This window comes from Gordonia sp. (in: high G+C Gram-positive bacteria), assembly GCF_047600385.1.
Taxonomy (GTDB): Bacteria; Actinomycetota; Actinomycetes; order Mycobacteriales; family Mycobacteriaceae; genus Gordonia.
This window is the reverse complement of the sequence record NZ_JASGKZ010000001.1, coordinates 2,297,060-2,314,710: the sequence shown is the minus strand read 5'-3', so window position 1 is coordinate 2,314,710 and position 17,651 is coordinate 2,297,060. Positions and strand designations below refer to the sequence as shown.

At 69.5% G+C, this 17,651-nt stretch carries 14 protein-coding genes and 1 pseudogene; 1 reads left to right on the top strand and 14 read right to left on the bottom strand.

Translation table 11 applies throughout. The annotated features are described in order from the left end of the window. Nucleotides 1-8: 8 nt before the first annotated feature. From QM809_RS10245 to QM809_RS10235, 3 genes are all read right to left on the bottom strand, one after another. Complete coding sequence (locus QM809_RS10245) at nucleotides 9-1,874, bottom strand: DNA polymerase (RefSeq protein WP_415045674.1); 1,866 nt, start codon at nucleotides 1,872-1,874, stop codon at nucleotides 9-11. Further along, complete coding sequence (locus tag QM809_RS10240; RefSeq protein ID WP_415045673.1) at nucleotides 1,871-4,402, bottom strand: DUF3854 domain-containing protein; 2,532 nt, start codon at nucleotides 4,400-4,402, stop codon at nucleotides 1,871-1,873. The genes QM809_RS10245 and QM809_RS10240 overlap by 4 nt, the downstream gene beginning before the upstream one ends. Nucleotides 4,403-4,573: 171 nt before the next feature. Continuing rightward, complete coding sequence (locus QM809_RS10235; RefSeq protein WP_415045671.1) at nucleotides 4,574-4,792, bottom strand: hypothetical protein; 219 nt, start codon at nucleotides 4,790-4,792, stop codon at nucleotides 4,574-4,576. A 162-nt stretch (nucleotides 4,793-4,954) separates the two neighbouring features. Here QM809_RS10235 and QM809_RS10230 point away from each other — a divergent pair, with 162 nt between their 5' ends. Beyond that, on the top strand, nucleotides 4,955-5,464 hold the full coding sequence (locus tag QM809_RS10230; RefSeq protein WP_415045670.1) for a helix-turn-helix domain-containing protein: 510 nt from the start codon (nucleotides 4,955-4,957) through the stop codon (nucleotides 5,462-5,464). 402 nt (nucleotides 5,465-5,866) lie between these two features. Here QM809_RS10230 and QM809_RS10225 read toward each other — a convergent pair whose 3' ends face one another. From QM809_RS10225 to QM809_RS10175, 11 genes and pseudogenes are all read right to left on the bottom strand, one after another. Continuing rightward, nucleotides 5,867-7,522 (bottom strand): recombinase family protein, encoded by a 1,656-nt coding sequence (locus QM809_RS10225; protein WP_415045669.1) that lies wholly within the window; start codon nucleotides 7,520-7,522, stop codon nucleotides 5,867-5,869. A gap of 23 nt (nucleotides 7,523-7,545) precedes the next feature. Continuing rightward, nucleotides 7,546-8,277, bottom strand: coding sequence for a ComEC/Rec2 family competence protein (locus QM809_RS10220; protein WP_415045668.1), 732 nt, complete (start codon nucleotides 8,275-8,277; stop codon nucleotides 7,546-7,548). Then, nucleotides 8,274-9,188, bottom strand: a pseudogene (locus QM809_RS10215) (helix-hairpin-helix domain-containing protein); the annotation flags it as partial. The pseudogene QM809_RS10215 and the gene QM809_RS10220, both read right to left, overlap by 4 nt. 703 nt (nucleotides 9,189-9,891) lie before the next feature. Continuing rightward, on the bottom strand, nucleotides 9,892-10,740 hold the full coding sequence (locus QM809_RS10210) for a DegV family protein (protein ID WP_415045667.1): 849 nt from the start codon (nucleotides 10,738-10,740) through the stop codon (nucleotides 9,892-9,894). 514 nt (nucleotides 10,741-11,254) lie between these two features. Then, nucleotides 11,255-11,992 carry a diglucosylglycerate octanoyltransferase gene (octT, locus tag QM809_RS10205; protein ID WP_415045666.1) on the bottom strand — a complete coding sequence of 246 codons (738 nt, stop codon included), beginning with the start codon at nucleotides 11,990-11,992 and terminating at the stop codon, nucleotides 11,255-11,257. Nucleotides 11,993-11,997: 5 nt separating this feature from the next. Beyond that, the gene (locus QM809_RS10200) at nucleotides 11,998-12,711 is read right to left on the bottom strand and encodes a histidine phosphatase family protein (RefSeq protein WP_415045665.1); all 714 of its coding nucleotides are present in this window, start codon (nucleotides 12,709-12,711) and stop codon (nucleotides 11,998-12,000) included. Then, a complete protein-coding gene (gene rsfS / locus QM809_RS10195) occupies nucleotides 12,708-13,097 on the bottom strand; it encodes a ribosome silencing factor (RefSeq protein WP_415045664.1) in 390 nt (129 codons plus the stop codon). The genes QM809_RS10200 and rsfS overlap by 4 nt, the downstream gene beginning before the upstream one ends. Further along, the gene (gene nadD / locus QM809_RS10190) at nucleotides 13,094-13,759 is read right to left on the bottom strand and encodes a nicotinate-nucleotide adenylyltransferase (RefSeq protein ID WP_415045663.1); all 666 of its coding nucleotides are present in this window, start codon (nucleotides 13,757-13,759) and stop codon (nucleotides 13,094-13,096) included. The genes rsfS and nadD overlap by 4 nt, the downstream gene beginning before the upstream one ends. Nucleotides 13,760-13,823: 64 nt before the next feature. Beyond that, on the bottom strand, nucleotides 13,824-15,260 hold the full coding sequence (locus QM809_RS10185) for a vWA domain-containing protein (protein WP_415045662.1): 1,437 nt from the start codon (nucleotides 15,258-15,260) through the stop codon (nucleotides 13,824-13,826). A 1-nt stretch (nucleotide 15,261) separates the two neighbouring features. Beyond that, nucleotides 15,262-16,182 carry an AAA family ATPase gene (locus QM809_RS10180; protein ID WP_415045661.1) on the bottom strand — a complete coding sequence of 307 codons (921 nt, stop codon included), beginning with the start codon at nucleotides 16,180-16,182 and terminating at the stop codon, nucleotides 15,262-15,264. Then, complete coding sequence (locus QM809_RS10175; protein ID WP_415045660.1) at nucleotides 16,179-17,456, bottom strand: glutamate-5-semialdehyde dehydrogenase; 1,278 nt, start codon at nucleotides 17,454-17,456, stop codon at nucleotides 16,179-16,181. Before QM809_RS10175 ends, QM809_RS10180 begins: the two co-directional genes overlap by 4 nt. Nucleotides 17,457-17,651: the final 195 nt, after the last annotated feature.

Genomic DNA, 17,651 nt, shown 5'->3' with positions numbered 1-17,651 from the left:
CAGTTCTCCTACTTGTTCGTCGTCTCGGTGCGATGCCAGGTGCAACCGGGGTCATCGCAGGTAGTCGTCTCGCGATGAGCACGGGCGACCTCGGGCCAGCCCCTCTTCTCGCTTCTGTAGCAATCGGCCCAGTCCCGACCGACATCGCCGGCCTCGGCGAGAATCGGTACAGGGATGTTGTTCGGCAGCGCGACCCCTTCCGGGAACTGCAGGGCATCCAGCACAGCCTCACGCCCCTCGTCGATACGGTCGGCGGGTATCGAGAACACCAGCTCGTCGTGGACTACCGCACGCAGGCACGGCAGCAGCCACTCGGGCAATGCGAGAACACCCTGCATCATCAGGTCGCGGGCGATGCCCTGCCCCATGAACGCCGGCCCCTGCGTGTACTCCTTGCCCGGCTGGATACGTACCCGCCGCCCGTGGATCGTGGTCAACACCTGGCTGCGGGCCTGCTCACGGATCCAGTCCTTCCAGGCGGCGAGCCGCGGGAACTTCGCCGCCAGCGTCGCCAACTGCTGCTTCGCCTCGTCTTCACCGATCCCGGCGTAGACGCTCAATCCAGCGGCGCCCATGCCGTAGTTCGTCGCATGACTGACGGCCTTGGCCTCCCCGCGACGGGGGTGATGCTCTCCCAATGCCCGGTCCCAGCCGTCCTCACCGAAGACGGCCGCAGCCATCTCGTCGTGGAGGTCCTTACCGGGAGCGAACATCGCGATGTAGTCAGGATCCTGGCAGTGCATGCCCACCGCCCGACCGTCGATCGTCGACAGGTCGACGCAGAGCAGACGGTGGCCCTCGTCGGGGAGAAGCAGCGCGCGCTCACAGATGTTCGCCCGATCCCGCTTACCCATCACCGTCAGACCCGGACGGGTCAAACTGATCCGTCCGGTAGCCTGGCGGGCGTCCACACTCGGGTGGACACGGCCGTCGGGACCGGTGTGATCCAGGATCGTCTGCGGCACACTTCGCTCGCCGTTGAGAGCCAGCAGAGTCCGACACAGCTCGATGAGCGCGGTGTTGTCCAGGTGCGCGTCGATCAGCTCGGCGAGCACGCCCTTACCGGTCGCCAGGTTCCCCTTGGCCGTCCGGGGCGGCTCGACGCCGCAATCGGCGAACGCCCTCTCCAACGCCTTGATGCCGGCCGTGCTCCGCTGCGGAGCTTTGCCCTCCAGCGGCAGACCGTATCTCTCGTGCAGGTCACGCTTGCGCGCCTCGACGCGTACGGTCTGCTCGGCGATCCACCGCCGCGCCAGGTCGACGTCGACACGAAAGCCGTGCTCGGAAATCCGGTTCAACCAATGCAGCACCCGGTGCTCGCGCATGACGTAGCGATCGACGACGAGGACCTCGGACAGAGCCCGCACCAGCTCGACGTCCTGGACGAGGTACCGGACGTAGTCCGGGTGATCGACCGGGATCTTGTCGTAGCCGCCGTACTCGGCTGCCATGGCCTCGAGCACTGAACCACCGTCGCCGGAGACCTTGCCCTCGCCGAGGACTCGCTTGGAGAGGGCATCCAGTCCGTAACGACCCAGATCACGGCCGTCGACCCTTCCGTCCGCATTGCTGCTCAGCGGAGGATCGACCTGACGAGCGACCAACAGCGTGTCGATCACCCGATCCCGGGCGACCATCGCGTCCAAGTCCAGGCCGTAGCACCGCGCGAGAGCGGGTAGATCGAAGCTCAGGATGTTGTGACCCACGGCGATCACATCGGGCTCACTCAAGAGCGCCACCAGCGACTCGATGTCAGTGGTGGTGACCACCGGACCGTCGTCGACGGCATAGCCGGCCAGCCGGATGTCCTCGCGCTCGAAGAAGTAGAGCCTGTCCGCATCGGCGGTCTCCAAGTCCAGGAAAACGAGTCTCATGACCGGTCACCGCCGATCAGACCCATCTCCGCGATGGTCAGACCCGCGGCGATCGACGGCATGGCCCGCGCGACGGTCTGAGCGGCCCCTCTACGGTCGGTGTAGGTGATGGTCTCGCCCGCAGCGGCCCCGACGGCCGGGCGCGGACCCGGCGTCGGGGCATAGGGGCCGGCCGGTGGTGCGGTGGACGACGGCGCCGACTTCGGCGCGAGACGCTCGATCCGCCAACCCTTGATGTTGCCGTGGAGCTTTCCGTCTTCGACGATCCTGAGGCCGCCGAACCAGGCGCCCGACATCCGCTTCCACACGGCGCCGAGCGACCGGCTGTTGAGATCGTCGAAGTCGTGACCGTAGGGCGCCTCACGATCCGGATCCGCCGCGGCACAGGACATCACGTACTTCGCGCTGAACCGCGGGGCGCACGGCGACGTCGCCGCGACCTTCTCCAGCCACTCCAGATGAGAGAGATTGTCCTCGATCTTGCTGTCGCCGGCCTTCCGGTCCTCGACGATCGTGGAGAGAAATCCTTCGATCCCGGCCAGATGCAGAATGCCGCCGATCACATGCTGCCAACGGGTGAAGCTGACGAAGCCGAGCGGCCGCGGCGCCTCGGGCTGACCCCGGTCGAACCAGGCCCTGACCAGCGTCAACGCGGCGGCGAGCAGCTCTGCCCGGTGCTCGGGCACCCACGTCTCCAGATCGTGCCGGAAATTGTCCCGATTCTCCAGATCCGGCCTGTCGCTGGAGAGTCTGATCCAGACGAGGCGACGGGCGATGTCACCGGGGACCGCGATGTTGTTGCCGGTGGCGACCCACACCGCCTGCTGGACCAGGTCCAGACTCTGGGTCTTACCCAGGAGACGACCTGCGAATTTTCCCGCGGTCAGCACGCTGTGGAGGGAACGCAAATCCAGCAGGCACCGTCCCTCCTCGTCCACGACCTCATCGAGGAGGATGAAGCTCTTCGCCGCGAACAACTCGGACGCGATCCGCTTCTCCACCTCCTCATCCGAATTTCGCATCGATTGGACCGACGGCTCCGTGCCGTAGGCGATCCGGTGCACGACCGCGGCGAGCTCGCCCTTACCCACACCGCGCTGGACCCCATTGAGCAGGATCATGGGCACGACGTCGAACATCGACCTCAACAGCATCGTCAGCAGGAACGCGACCGCGTGGGTGCGGTCGGCCTCCCGAGCGAAGACCCACCCGTCGTATCCGCAGGCCTCGTCCCGCTCGAACAGCACGTCACGGAGCAGGTGTTTCGCGTCAGCGATCTCGGCATCGGTCGGATGCTCCGGCACCCGCAGACCCTCGATGTCCGGGGACAGATTCACCAGAACCTTCGTGGCCTCGTCGTAGCAGCTCGTGGCGATGATCGTGCCGTCCGGGCGCACGACGGGGGCCTGAGAGATACGTGCGACCTGGGGCAGCCGCTCAGTGAGCCGCCCCTTCAGGATGCCCAGAAAGTCCTGTTTGAAGCCTGCCAGCACCTCCGGGCCTTCCTCGGTCACGCACAGCGGACGCACCGCCGAGAGCGCCTGCCTGTGGAGACCGTCGCGATCCAGCTCCAAGAGCGTCCACTGGCCAGCGTCATCGAACGCCAGTTCAACGGATCGACCTCCCCGGCGGAACAACGTCCGTTTGCCGAGAGTCGCGGCCACCCGATCGGCGACCGCGATGCAGTCGACGTGATAGTCACCCTGCATCACCAGCTCGACACGCCCCGGGGTCGCCGTCTGAGCGAGCCGGGTGAGGCGGCGCTTCTCCTTGTCCTTGCGGAGGCGGGCGTCGCGCATCTTCTTCTGCTGCGTCTTGGACAGGTCGGCCGGAGTCGCCTTCGCGTCGGCGACCCAGCCCACCAGGGACGAGCGCCGCTCGTCGTCGCTCGGCAGAGCGGCGAGCACGTCGTCGACGCCCTGCTTGCGCTTGCCGGGGATCCGCACGAACTTCACCGAGGTCGCGCCGACGGTCGTCGCTGCCTCACCCAGCTCGACCAGGCCGTCGAAGACCCTGATATTCGTCGTGGCGTCCGCGTCTCCGAGGATCACCACCGACTGACCGGCGACGACCTGGGCCAGATACGGCGTCGGGACACCGGGCTCGCCGTCGCCGGCGGAGACCTTCCAGCCGTAGACGCCGGTGATGCGGTAGATCGCCCAGTCGGCCGGAGCCCAGGCCAGCGCGGCGAGCGCCTGTTTGCACCCCTCGACGATGAGCACGACGCGGGGCGTGGCGACGGCACGCACGACGGCCAGCTGGGGCGCGCCACCCGACCGCCTACTCGGACCGAGGTACTTGGCTCCGTCGATCGGCGTCGCGGGCTTCACCTGCCCCGTCGGGCTGCCGTCGACCTCGCGCATCGGATACACCAGCGCGGGCAGCGCACCCGGCCGGTCCGCGATCCACCGAGCCCACGAGGGAAGTTCGGCAGCGGTGTACGCGGCGTGGACGCCGGCGGCGGTCGCCACCTCGGCGGGGATCGCGGACTCGGCGAGCTCGGCGCAATGCTGCGGCGACAGGGTCACACCCGCGGAAACCGGCTCGAGGTGTGAGCCCAGCGCCGGTGGCGATACACGATCGCCCTCACCCGCTACTGGATCATCCAGAGGGTGGGTAGTAGAATGGTCCACAACAAGTCCTTTCCAAGACCTTGTTCCCGAAACCCTCGCCCTGGCCGGCGGGGGTTTCTTCTTTTCTCAGCCGGCCTGCTGCTCGAAGGCCGCATCGACGAGTCGCTGCACATCGCGGCGGCGGACGTATCGCACGCCACCCAGGACGACGTACGGCAACTGCCCGTCCCTCATCGCCCGATACCAGACATCTCGACCAAAGCCACTCTCCGCCATCAAGGTGAGATGCGGCTCGGCGTCCTCGGGGAGAAAAGGTGACCGACTGGGCAGGGTCGAGGTCGGCATGGAGGCCTCCTATCAGCAGTGACGACTTTCGCCGACCCAGTATGACCCAATCAACAGTAACTAGCAAGATAATGCGTCAGAACGTTACTGATAGTGTCATTCACTAGAAGGATTCAGTGCAGCGAAGGAAGACTGTCGGCACGCCTCGCTACGATCACCCCTATGGACGAGGAGCAGGCCGAACCGGCGCGGACCAGGCACATCAATGGCGCGGGGCCGGTAGGGGCCACGGTTCAGCAGAATGTCTCGCTGTGGAGGATCCGGCGGAAGCTGTCCCAGACCCAGTTGGCGGACCGCGTCACCGCCTGCGGCCGGCGGATGACGCGTCAGGCCCTCAGCGACATCGAGACGGGACGGCGACGTGTCGACGTCGACGATCTGGTCGCGCTGGCGTTGGCGTTGGACGTCTCTCCCGCCACCCTGATGATGCCCGACGTCCGCCGGGCCTACACCGAGGTCGAGCTCACCGAGGCGCCGACGGTCCGTCCAGAGCGCATCGCCGCCGCCTCCGCCTGGGCATGGTTCACCGCGCGGGGCCCGGCGTGGGACGACCGCACCGAGACCGACGTCGAGGAGTTCCAGGAGGATGCCGAGCCCTACTGGGCGGAGGACGCTCGCCTGCATCCCGAGACGGCGCACCGGGGGGTCGAACCGGGCGAGCCCGCGGTCTGAACCCGACGACGGATTCGCACGAGACGCCCGGGGGGATCGAAACGGACCCGGGGGGATCGAAACGGGAGATCCCCCCGGGCGTCTCCGCAGGTCAGAGCCCTGTCGGGGGGATCGGGGGGATCGAAACCGACCCCGGCCGCCTATCGCGTAGACGCGACGGATGCGTGAGACGGTGGCTGCGTACACGCGTAGGGTCCGTTTTGATCCCCCCAGTCCCCCCGATCCCCCCACCGGCGCCTCTACCAGCGGAAACACCGGGGGGACCTGACGGGGGGACCTGACTTCCACCTGCGTCAGGTCCCCCCCGTCAGGTCCCGGAGACGATTCCGACGCCGTCGCGGACGCCCCGTTCCGGCCGGTCCGCGACGGCGTCGATGCTCGCGGCCGGGGTCTCCGAGAGCCTCAGCGCCAGCCGGGCTCGACGCGCTCGGGGTGCAGCCCTCGTTCGCCCCTCCGGGCCGCCCTGCCCAGGTGCGGGACGGCGAGGGCACTGATGATCCGCCGCTTGTCGACGACGTCGAGCCGGCCCCACCGCGTGCGGACCTCGCCGCTGCTCGCCAGCTCGATCACCGCGGGGTCCACCTGCGCCAGCGCCTCCACGCGCCTCTGCGCGGCGTCGATCAGCGGCTGGATGCGCTCCTGCTGGTCGAACAGCAGGTTCAGGTCGTGCGTCTCGGCGGCGCGCTCCTTCACCGTCTCCAAGTACCGCTGATGCCCCGCGATCTCGTCCAGGAGGGCGCGGCGCTCGTCGTCGGTGCCGTCGGAGCGCTGGTTGACCAGGGTGAGAAAGTCGGGTTGTTCCAGCCGCGCAATGGTCATCTCGTCGATGATGGAGTCGAGGTGCTCGACCCGCATCGCGACGTGGAAGCCGGGATCGCCGCCGGGCCGGGCCAGGCCCGAACAGGTGTAGGTGCGGTAGTGCCACGGGCACCGGTCGGCGCCCTGGGTACCGTCGTCGTCCGGCCCCTCGGTGCAGACGCACTCCTCGCGTCGGCGTCGCTTGTACTCCTCGCGCTCGGCCACGGCCGCGCGGAACTCCTTCTTCGTGACCGTGTCCTCGTCGGGCAACTTCGGCGCCGCGCCCTTGTTCTGCTTGCCCACCCGCAGCCGGGCACCGCAGATCGCGCAGACGACCACGCCGGTGCACATGTACCGGACGGTCCACTGGTTCGGATTACGGCGCCGACCCGGCCGGAACAGAAGGCTCTGGATCTTCTGCCACTGCTCGTACTCGATCAGCGCCGGCCAGACCGCGTCGGCGACGATCTCGCCGTTGTGCGCCCGCTTGCCGGCGTAGGCAGGCATGGAGAGCATCTGTTTAATCGCTCCCCCGGTCCACCCGAAGTGCTTACGGCGCCCGTCCTTCGCGTGGCTGGGCCGTCGCGGCGGGATGCCCCGGGCGTTGTAGTCCTTGGCGATCGCGTAGTAGGACTCGCCGTCCAGCACCCGGCGGGCCGCCTCGGTGACGACAGGCGCCTGCTCGGGGTCCGGCTCGATGCGGTCGATCTTGGCCCCGGTCGGCGTGTGCCTGTAGTGGCGTCGATACCCGTAGATGTTCTTGCCGTGGACCCGTCCGGCCTTGGCCGCGGCCGCGGCATCGCGTTTGATTCGCTCGCGCGTCTTGTCGCTCTCGTAGGCCGCATCGACGGCGTCCTCCAGAAGGGTGCGCCTGTCGCGAGAGTTGTCCGGGTCGTACAGGCGGTTGTGCGTGGTGACCCAGATCCGCACACCGCGCAGCTGACACAGGTCGATCAGGTCGACCCACTCGCCCACCCGGCGCGACCCGCGGCTGGACTCCCAGAGCACCAGGACGCCGGCGTCGAACGAATCCGCTTCCAGGTCGTCGATCAGTTGCTTGAAGCCCTCGCGCTCCCTGCGGGCGTACCGCGACGCGCTGCGGTCGTCGTCCTTGTACGGACCCGGATGCGCGTCCCAGCCCTGCGCCGCGATCGCCGAGGCGTTCTCGTCATGCTGCTGAGTGACGCTCTTCCCTGAGCCGTCCGAATCCCGCGAGACCCGCAGGTATTCGCGTGCTACCAGCGGTTTTGACGCGACCATGACTCATACCTCCATTTCGTAGTCTAGCCGCTGACCGCGGTCAGATGCGTCAACCCCGCCGACCGGAAGTTCTCGCGGAGCTCCTCGTCGAGGTCACCGGTGTCGCCGAGGACCAGACCCGGGAAGAGCCCGGCGGCCCGCGGCGGCAGGGCCCGCGCGGCGACGTCTCGCAGTCGTGCACGGACCGCGCCGGCCCACCGTTGCCAGATCGGGGCCCGCCCCACCGCGGTCGGCTCACCGACCGCGGTGAGCCGCGCCGCGATCAAACGGTTCACGACCTCACCCGGAGGCGGCCTGGCGCGCACCCGCATCCGCAGGCGCTGACCGGGCACCACGTCGCCCACCGCGGCAGACGGGGCAATCAGCGATGCCGCCACGGGGCGCTGCGGCCGTCGGTCCAGTTGGAGCACCCGCACCGGGACCCGGACCTCACCGCGCTGCCGCAGAGCGACCGGATCACCGTCCACCTCGACCAGCACCACCGGAAGACCTCTCGCCGCCCGGATCGGTGCGCCCTCGGTGGCCGAGATCCGCAGTGCGCACGCGATCCCCGCGACGGCGGCGATACCGAACGTCGCCGCGAGAGTCGCCGCCACCGCGGGTCGTGCGGCACGTGCGCCGAACCACGCCACCGCGGCGGCGGCACCGCCGGCCAGCGCCACCGCGACGGCGACTCTCGAGGGCAGCAGCAATGCGAGCACCGTCATGATCCAGCACGCCGCCGCGGGGGCGGCCAGACGCAGGTCGACGGTCATCGGCCCACCGTCACCGCGTCGCGCAGTTTCGCCAGCCGGGCGGGTCCGATCCCGTCGACCTCCGACAGCTGGTCGACCGAGGAGAATCCGCCGTTGCGTTCGCGCCACGCGATGATCGACTGCGCGGTCACCGGCCCGACCCCGGGCAAGGCGTCGAGTTCGGCTTCGGTGGCCGTGTTCAGGTCCACTTTCCCGGTGTTCTGCCCACTCCCGGTCGCCGATCCCGTACCTGTTCCGGACCCGGATCCCGGTGTCGTCCCCTGGGCGGACGACACCACCGCGCTGCGCACGGCTCCCGCCCCGGTGTCGCGCGTGCCGACCAGGATCTGGTCGCCGTCGTGCAGGACCTGAGCGAGGTTCAGGCTCAGCAGGTCCGCTCTCTCGCGGGCACCGCCCGCCTTGTCGAGCGCCTCGGCGACCCGGGAGCCGGGGACCAGCCGCACCAGACCGGGGCGACGCACCAGGCCGGCGACGCTCACCACGATCACGCTCGGAGCCTCGACCGCGGTGGACGGGCCGGCCGACACCGCGAGGCTCGACGGTCCCGCCGACGCCGGGAGATCCACCAGCGGCGCCACCGGCTCCACGCTCCGCAACAGCGAGAACCCGGCGATGACGCATGCGATCACCCCCACTCCGATGAGTCCGATCGCCGCAGGCGGGAGCATCGTGAGGCGCCGCCGCGGCGGGTCGTTCCAGTCGTCGGTCCACTCGTCGGAATCGTCGCCGACGTCGTCGGGGAAGGACTCGACGGCGGAGTCGCGCCGAGCCGCGGGGTACTCCGTCTCTCCGAAGGGTCCGGACTCGCGGGAGTACCCGTCGGCGGCGAAGGCCTCGTCTCCGGGGCCGTATCGATCGTCGGACCACCCCGGACCGACCTCGCGGTCCGGCCCGGCATCGTCCGGTCTGCCGTCCTCGGCGCCGCCACGATCGAGTGCCGACGTGTCCGCCGTCGGAACGTCGAGCGCGAAGACTGTGCTCACCGGAGTGTCGAGCACCGGGTCCTCGCCCGGGCGGTCGCCGAACCCCGCCGTATCGAGCGCAGGATCGTCCGGCTCTCCGCCCTCGCGCACACGACCGTCCCCCACACCCCACCCGTGGTCGTCCGGGGGCACGTCCGGGTCCACCGCAGCGAGGCGCGTCCGGTTCTCCTCGTCGGCGTCACCGAGCGGGGTCTCGGCCCCGGCCCAGGCGCGGCGTCCGGCGGCGGTGTCGAGCCAGGCCGGGATCGTCGTCGCGCCCCAGTCGTCGCCCGGCCCCGACGTGCCCTCCGCCCACCGCTCACCGGCCGGGCCCGGACGTCGGGCGTTCTTCGGCGGAGCCGGGCGGCCCGCCTCCGACGGCCCGGGCCGACCACGGGCCCGGGAGGCGCCGGGACCGCCCACGGACGACGCCGGTCGCCCTCGTTCCGGAGCACCCGGACGCGCCGGGACCGAAGAGGGCGGTGCGTTCCGCTGCCGAGCCTCCGTGGGACGACGCGGCACGAGCCGATCGAGCCCGTTACGCGCGGTGCTCTGTGTTCTCCTGGCCATGGCGCGACGGTAGGAGTCTCGCCGGAGTCGTCGCCACCACCGGCTGCGGCGGCCTGTGGACAACCGGAGTCGTCCACAGATGTCAGTCCAGGGGTTCCAATCCGCGGCCGAGTGCGATACCGACCGCGCCTCGGCCGACATGCACACCGAGGACCTTTCCGAGGTCCACCACCAGCGACGAGGTGACCCGCGGCAGCTTCGCGCAGAGCTTCTCGTGCACCTCGATCGCCAGGCCTGGGGCCTGACAGTGCTGTACCGCCACGGTCACCGCGTCGGTGCCCGCCTGCTCCACGGCGGCCTCGATCATCCGGGCGATCGCCTTGGTGGTGGTGCGCTGTCGTTCCTTGAGCACCAGGATCCCGTCCTCCACGTGCAGGATCGGTTTGATCGAGAGCGCCGACCCCAGCAGGTGGCTCGCCGCGCTGATCCGGCCGCTGTTGCGAAGGTTCTCCAGCGTCTGCACGCACAGCAGGGAGTCGGCGGTCGCGGCCGCCCGGACGGCGGCCTCGTAGACATGGTCTCGGTCGGCGCCACCGGCCGCCGCCTGCGCCGCCGCCAGCACCGTGAGTCCCACCGAGGCGCCCGCCGCCCGCGAATCGACGATGCGCAGGCCGTCACCGAGTTCCTCGGCCACGAGCCGGGCGGCCGCCCATGTCCCCGACAGCCGCCGGGACATGTGCACGGCCACCACGCCGTCACCGTCGCTTCGCTCCAACGCCTCCCCGTAGACCTCGATCAGATCTTGCGGATTGGCTCCGGACGTCGTGACACCCGGCACGGAGATCACATCGGCCGGTATCGGATCGACACCTTCGAGGTAATCCGAACCGTCAGGCATCGTGACGTGCAGCGGAACCTGGGTGATCCCATAGCGATCCGTGAGTGACGCGGACAACCGCGACGACGAATCGGTGACGACGATGACAGGCACCCCTACAACTTAGCGGCAAGCGTCACCTCTCCACGCGCCGGTTCGGGTCGCCGCTTTCGCCGGATTCGTCGAAGAGCCGGCACCCGGCGTCGCTCCGGGTCGGCGGAGGGTGCCGCGGAGTGGTTCACGCGTGCCTCTGCTCCGCCCGCTTCTTCTCCGCGCCGTCGTCCCGACCGGCGTGTCGAGGGAACCGGACGGGCCTCCGCTGCGTCTAAAGACCATGAACGACGACATCTCGGCCTTCCGGGACCGCATGCGACGGATCGGCGACGCGGCGCGGGGAGCGCTCCGGCGCGCCTCGTCCACCACCGTGCCGACCGTGTTGTCGACCGTCCTCGCAGCCGCGGCGACGGTCATGCCGCCGGCCGCCGTACCGATTCCGCCGCCGACCGCCCCGCCGCTGCAGCGAGCGGCCGTCTCGCCGAACACCCGACCGAATCTCCGCGGTCACCACGACGACGATGCCGGACGCCGGGCCGAGCACCCCGGATCCTCACACCGTCCCCCGACGTCTTCAGGAGTCGCGCAGCACGTCCTCGACCACGGGAGTCACCAGATCGGCGATCGCCCGGTGCGTGGGCATTCCCCAGTGGATTCCGTCGGGGTTCATCGTCTCCGGCGCGGTGGCGAAGTCCGCGACCGTGACCGGAAAGAAGTCCACGATCGGCAGACCGTGCATGTCGGCCCAGCGTTCGATCGCCGCGCTCGTCCGCACCCGGCCGGGATGCGCGTGACCGTAGTAGGCGCTCGCGTGCGTGGGCGGGAGCGTCACCACGATCGGCAGCTCGGGGCGGAGCTTCCCGATCGCGTCTCGGACCTTCTCGAAGTATTCGACCGACACTCGCGGCGGGAGCGCCATCGGCCACCCCGCACCCGCCAGCCGGGGCTGAAGCCACCCGTACGCGGCCCGGATCCGTCCGCGCACGGCGGCCGGTCGGATGTAGCGGATCTGTTCACGCAACGCGGTCGGCAGAGGGGACGGCAGCGAGTCCATCCCCCCGTAGGCCAGCACCACCACGTCGGCTCGGGGCAGGGCCGCCCAGATCCGGGGGTCCTGCGTGATCGCCCACCAGACGTCCCGGCTGGTCCACCCGATCCGAGCGAACAACTCCACGGGCCGCTGCACGGCGGCGCCGACCAGATTGGGCCAGATCCCGGGATCGTCGGAGGGCAGTCCTCCGCCGGGCCCGTAATACGACAGCGAATCGCCCAGTACCAGGACGTTCCCCGGACGTGTCGTCTCGGCAGACATCGACGCTACTGGACTCCGGTGTCCGCGGATTCGCTCGAGGCGTTCCAGATGTCGAGTCGCCAGGTCGGCTGCTCACCCGGCAGGCTGTGGCCGGACAGCTGCACCCAGCTGGTGTTCGCCAGACCTCCGAGGATCGGCCAGTTGGCCACCGGCAGACCCAGCAGTCCCGCGGTGAGCGCGGCGATCACCCCGCCGTGCGCCACCAGCACCACCGGGTGTTCGGCGCCGTCGCCCTGTCCCCAGTCGTCGAGTTCGGCGACCAGTTCGGTCACCACCGGCACCGACCGGTTGGCGACGTCCACGCGGCTCTCGCCGCCCGGCGGGGTCCAGGTGGCGTCGTCGCGCCAGATCCGCCGGGCGCCCGGCATGGCGGCATCGACCTCGGCGTGCGTGAGCCCCTGCCAGTCTCCGAGGTGCGTCTCGCGCAGCCGCGGGTCGGTCACCACGTCGAGCCCGGTGACCGCGGCCAAGGCCAGCGCGGTGTCGTGCGCGCGACGCAGGTCCGACGAGCGGATCAACCGCGGCGACTTCGCACCGATCACCTTCGCGGCCTCGGCGGCCTGGGCCACCCCTGTCGCGGAGAGCTCGGTGTCCAGGTGCCCCTGCATGCGACGTGCCGCGTTGAAGTCGGTCTGCCCGTGCCGCAGCAGCACCAGACGGCGGGCCACCGGCGTGAGGCGCTCGACGCTGGTGTCGCCCTGGTCCGGCTCGAAGGTCATTCGGCGCCCGCAGCGTCGTCAACCGGTTCCAGGCCCTCGATCTCCACGGTCGGGCAGTCCTTCCACAGCCGCTCCAGGCCGTAGAAGTCACGCTCGTCGGTGTGCTGGACGTGCACGACGACGTCGCCGTAATCGAGCAGCGCCCACCGCCCCTCGCGGACCCCCTCGCGACGCAGCGGCTGGTGGCCGGCCTCGCGAAGCTTGTCTTCGATCTCCTCGGTGATCGCGTTGACCTGCCGCTCGTTGTCGGCGGAGGCGATCACGAACAGATCGGTGATGACCAGCGGTTCCGAGACGTCCAGGACGATGATGTTCTCGGCTTTGCGGTCCGCCGCGGCCAGGGCGGCGATCGTCGCGGCCTCGCGCGCTTCTGCGGTGGCGGTCACGTGTTTTCCTTTCGATACAGGCCGTGTTTGCTGATGTACTGGACCACTCCGTCGGGCACCAGATACCAGACCGGGCGTCCGTCCTCGGCGCGTTTGCGGCAGTCGGTCGACGAGATCGCCAGTGCGGGGATCTCCATCATCTGCAGCGCATGCGCCGGTTTGGTCGCCAGGTGTTCGGCCAAGTGGGTGGCATCGAGCGCGTACCCCGGGCGTGAGACGCCGATGAAGTTCGCCAGCTCGAACAGCTCCTCCCAATTCTGCCAGGTCAGAATGGATTCGAGCGCATCGGCTCCGGTGATGAAGTAGAGCTCGTCATCGGGGTACACACACCGGAGGTCGCGCAGCGTGTCGACGGTGTAGGTCACGCTGTCGCGGTCGATGTCGACTCGGCTCACCGTGAAACTCGGATTCGACGCCGTCGCGATCACCGTCATCAGATAGCGATGCTCGGCCGGGGTCACGTTCCGAGCCGACGGCCCGGCCTCCGGACCCTCCTTCTGCCAGGGCCGTCCGGTGGGGACGAAGACCACCTCGTCCAGGCCGAACCGGTGGGCCACCTCGCTGCCGGCCACCAGGTGACCGTTGTGGATCGGATCGAAGGTGCCGCCCATGACGCCGATCCGGCGCCCGGTGCGGCACGCGGGATGCGGGGCGTCGGACATGTATAGCGACTCTACGCAGATGCGCTTCGGGAACACACGCGTGCTCCCGCCCGCACCGGATGCCTCACACCGGCAGCAGGTTCCCGATCACCGCACCGAGTTGCTCGGCGTTGCGGCACTCGAACATGTCGATCACCTCGCCGTAGCGCCCGGCGATCGAGTCGCCGGTGTCCCAGTTCTCGCGGCGTTCGGGATTGAGCCAGTAGGCGTTGCGCACCCGCTCGCGGAGCTTCTCCAGCGCGTCGACGCTGGAGAGCGCATAGTTGTTGCGCGCGTCGCCGAGGATCAGCAGAGCCCCGCGGTGCGTCAGCGAATCGAGGTGGTTCTCGGCGAATCCGCGAAGCATGTGCCCGTAGTCCGAGTGACCGTCGCGGGTGCTGATCCGGGCTTCCCGCAGCATGGTCGCCATCCGCTCGCCGAACTGGTCCTCGGCCCCGGACCGGTCGAAGTAGTCGGTCACCTCGTCGACGGTGTCGATGAACGCGAACACCCGCACGTGCGAGAACTGCTGCCGCAGCGCGTACACCAGTTGCAGGGTGAACGCGCTGAACCCGGCGACCGAACCGGAGACGTCGCAGATCACGACCAGTTCCGGCTTGCCCGGCCGCGGCTTGCGGTGCCGTAGTTCGATGGGCACGCCGCCGGTCGACATCGAGGCACGCAGCGTCGACCGGATGTCGACCGCACCGCGATGGTTGCGCCGTCGCCGGAACTCCAGTTTCGATGCGAGCAGTCGGGCGATCGGGTCCACCGTCTTGCGCAGTTTGGCCATGTCCTGCGGGTTGGCCGAGAAGAAGTCGATCTGTTCGGCGAGTTTGGGCACCGCGTAGGCGCCCACCTCCTCGCGACCGCGCAACGCGGCCATCCGCCGCTGCACCTCGGTCTCGACGGCGGCGCGCAGTCGCACGGTCGCGTCCCGCGCGGCACGACGGTTGAGCTCGTCGTCGCCTGCGCGTCGTCCCTCGTCCCGGGGGATCCCGGCGGCCATCGAGGCCGCGATCCGTGCGATGAGCGTCTGCGGCGAGATCTGCGACATCGCCTGGTACACCGAATAGCTCTCGCCGCGCGCCGACTCGTACCGGCCGACGGTGGCGACGATCGCGGCGACCAGCTGGTCGAACCTGCCGTCGGCCATCGCCTCCTCGTCGGCGAGGACGTCCGCGGTCAGTTGCCGCAACGCCTGGACGTCGGGCTCGCCGTCGGCGTCGAGCGGCACCGCGATCGCCCCGGCCCGGGCGGTGTTGCCGAGCGGGAACCACAGTTCGAAGCACAGGTCGAAGGTGTCCCGGTGCAGCGGGTCCGAGAGCAGCGTCGCGGCGAGCCCTTCCCGCAGACTGCCCCGGTCGAGCAGGTCCAGGACTTCCATCGCGCGGGCCGCGTCGATCAGGTTCGACGGCCCCACGACGATCCCCCGCCGACGCAGATCCTCCACGAACCCGGTGAGGGTGTCGATCAGTTCCTGTATCGGCGGCACCGCCGGATCGGGCGGGGTGGTGACCACGTCAGTCCAGCTTCAGTTCGCGGACGGCGGTGAGCACGTCGGCGCGATGCTTCAGGACGACGCCGAGGGTGCGCTTGAGCATCGAATCGGAGACGCGACCGTCGTGCTCCTCGGGGGTCTCGGCGTTGACCATCGCCAGGAGGGTGTTGCCCCAGTCGATGGTCTCGGCGACCGACGGCTTCTTGCGGATGTCCAGATTGCGCAGCACCCCGACGATGCGGACCACCTCGGCGGCGAGGTTCTCCGGCAGATCCGGTACTCGGGAGGCGAGGATCTCCTTCTCCAGGTCGGCGCCGGGGAAGTCGATGTACAGGTACAGGCAGCGGCGTTTGAGCGCCTCGGACAGTTCGCGGTTCGCGTTGGAGGTGAGCAGCACGATCGGTCGACGCTGCGCCTGCACGGTGCCCATCTCCGGGATGGTGATCGCGAAATCCGAGAGGATCTCCAGCAGGAGGCCCTCCATGTCGACGTCGGCCTTGTCGATCTCGTCGATCAGCAGCACCGTCGGCTCGGTGCGGGAGATCGCGGTGAGCAGCGGCCGCGCGAGCAGGAACTCCTCGGAGAAGATGTCGTCCTTGGTCTGATCCCAGTCGCGCTGCCCCGCCGCCTGGATCGCGAGGATCTGCTTGGCGTGGTTCCACTCGTAGAGCGCCCGGGCCTCGTCGATGCCCTCGTAGCACTGCAGACGCACCAGGTCGGCGCCGGTCGCGCCGGCGATCGCCCGGGCGAGTTCGGTCTTGCCCACGCCTGCCGGCCCCTCGACCAGCAGCGGCTTCCCCAGCCGGTCGGCGAGGTAGGTCGCGGTGGCGGTGGCCTCGTCGGCCAGGTATCCCGTGGTCCGGAGCCGGGCGGCGACGTCGTCGGTGCTCGCGAAGGCCGGCTGGATCGTCTCCGCCGGTCGCGTCTGTCGAGACCCGCTCATGCCGGACGCACCTGACCGTCGCCCCACACGATCCACTTGGTGGAGGTGAGCTCGGGCAGTCCCATCGGGCCGCGCGCGTGCAGCTTCTGCGTGGAGATCCCGATCTCGGCGCCGAAACCGAACTGCTCGCCGTCGGTGAACGCGGTGGAGGCGTTCACCATCACCGCGGCGGCGTCGACGCGCGAGGTGAACTCGCGGGCGGCCGCGGACTCCCCGGTGATGATCGCCTCGGTGTGCCCGGTGCCGTAGGCGTCGATGTGCTCGACGGCGGCGTCGAGGTCGTCGACCACCTTGAGCGCGATGTCCAACGACAGGTACTCACGGTGCCAGTCGTCCTCGGTGGCCGGGACCATGCCGGGCTCGTCGCCGTGGACGGTGACGCCCTGCGACCGCAGCGCCGAGGTGATCGGCTCCAGCGCGGAGTCGGCGATCGCGCGGTCGATGAGCACGGTCTCGACGGTGTTGCAGACGCTCGGACGGCGGGTCTTGGCGTTGAGGATCACCCGGGTCGCGGTGTCGACGTCGGCGCCCGAATGCACGTAGATGTGGCAGTTGCCGGTGCCGGTCTCGATGGTCGGGACCTTAGCGTTCTCCACGACGGTGGAGATCAGGCCCGCACCGCCGCGCGGGATCACCACGTCGACCAGGCCGCGCGCCTGGATCAGGGCGGTGACGCTGGAGCGGTCGTCGCTGGGCAGCAGGGCCACCGCGTCGGGGTTCACCTTGTTCTCGGCGAGCACGTCGCGCAGCACCGCCACCAGTGCGGCGTTGGAGCTCGCGGCCGACGACGACCCGCGCAGCAGCACCGCGTTCCCCGACTTGAACGAGATCCCGAAGCCGTCGACGGTGACGTTCGGGCGCGCCTCGTACACGAAGCCCACCACCCCCAGCGGCACCTGGACCTGGCGCAGTTCCAGGCCGTTCGGGAGGGTCTTGCCCTGCACCACCACGCCGATCGGGTCGGGCAGCGCCGCCACCTGGCGCAGACCGCCGGTGATCCCGGCGATGCGTTCAGGGGTGAGCCGCAGCCGGTCGATCAGCGACGCCTCGGTGCCGCCGGCCTCCGCACGCGCGACGTCCTCGGCGTTCGCCGCCAGCACGGTGTCGGCGGCGTCGTCGATCGCCCGGGCGGCGGCCAGGAGCACGTCGTTCTTCTCCGCGGTGGTCATCGTGGCCAGCGTGCGGGACGCCTGTTTCGCGGCGCGTGCCTGCGCTTCGACGACGGCCCGCACGTCGGCGGCCGCGTCGGTGGTCTGCGTGGTGGGAGCACTCATGCGACCAGATTAGACCGTGCCTGTGACAGACCCGAGACCGTCACCGTCACGCTGTTCATCGCTTCGGTGCTTCGGCATTAGCCGGCGCTGTCCGTCGTTCGGAGGAATCCTCCGCCGAATCAGCGGATCGCTTTCAACAAAGCTTCCGGCGACCTGGTACGGCGCATAGAGTCTCGCCTACCTGTACGAACGAAA

Bases quoted from the DNA above. Each gene is read 5' to 3' on its own strand.
- QM809_RS10175 (WP_415045660.1), bottom strand. From the start codon at position 17,456: ATGAGTGCTCCCACCACGCAGACCACCGACGCGGCCGCCGACGTGCGG.
- nadD (WP_415045663.1), bottom strand. From the start codon at position 13,759: ATGTCCGACGCCCCGCATCCCGCGTGCCGCACCGGGCGCCGGATCGGC.
- QM809_RS10225 (WP_415045669.1), bottom strand. From the start codon at position 7,522: ATGGTCGCGTCAAAACCGCTGGTAGCACGCGAATACCTGCGGGTCTCG.
- QM809_RS10245 (WP_415045674.1), bottom strand. From the start codon at position 1,874: ATGAGACTCGTTTTCCTGGACTTGGAGACCGCCGATGCGGACAGGCTC.
- QM809_RS10200 (WP_415045665.1), bottom strand. From the start codon at position 12,711: ATGACCTTCGAGCCGGACCAGGGCGACACCAGCGTCGAGCGCCTCACG.
- QM809_RS10235 (WP_415045671.1), bottom strand. From the start codon at position 4,792: ATGCCGACCTCGACCCTGCCCAGTCGGTCACCTTTTCTCCCCGAGGAC.
- QM809_RS10180 (WP_415045661.1), bottom strand. From the start codon at position 16,182: ATGAGCGGGTCTCGACAGACGCGACCGGCGGAGACGATCCAGCCGGCC.
- QM809_RS10230 (WP_415045670.1), top strand. From the start codon at position 4,955: ATGGACGAGGAGCAGGCCGAACCGGCGCGGACCAGGCACATCAATGGC.
- octT (WP_415045666.1), bottom strand. From the start codon at position 11,992: ATGTCTGCCGAGACGACACGTCCGGGGAACGTCCTGGTACTGGGCGAT.
- QM809_RS10220 (WP_415045668.1), bottom strand. From the start codon at position 8,277: ATGACCGTCGACCTGCGTCTGGCCGCCCCCGCGGCGGCGTGCTGGATC.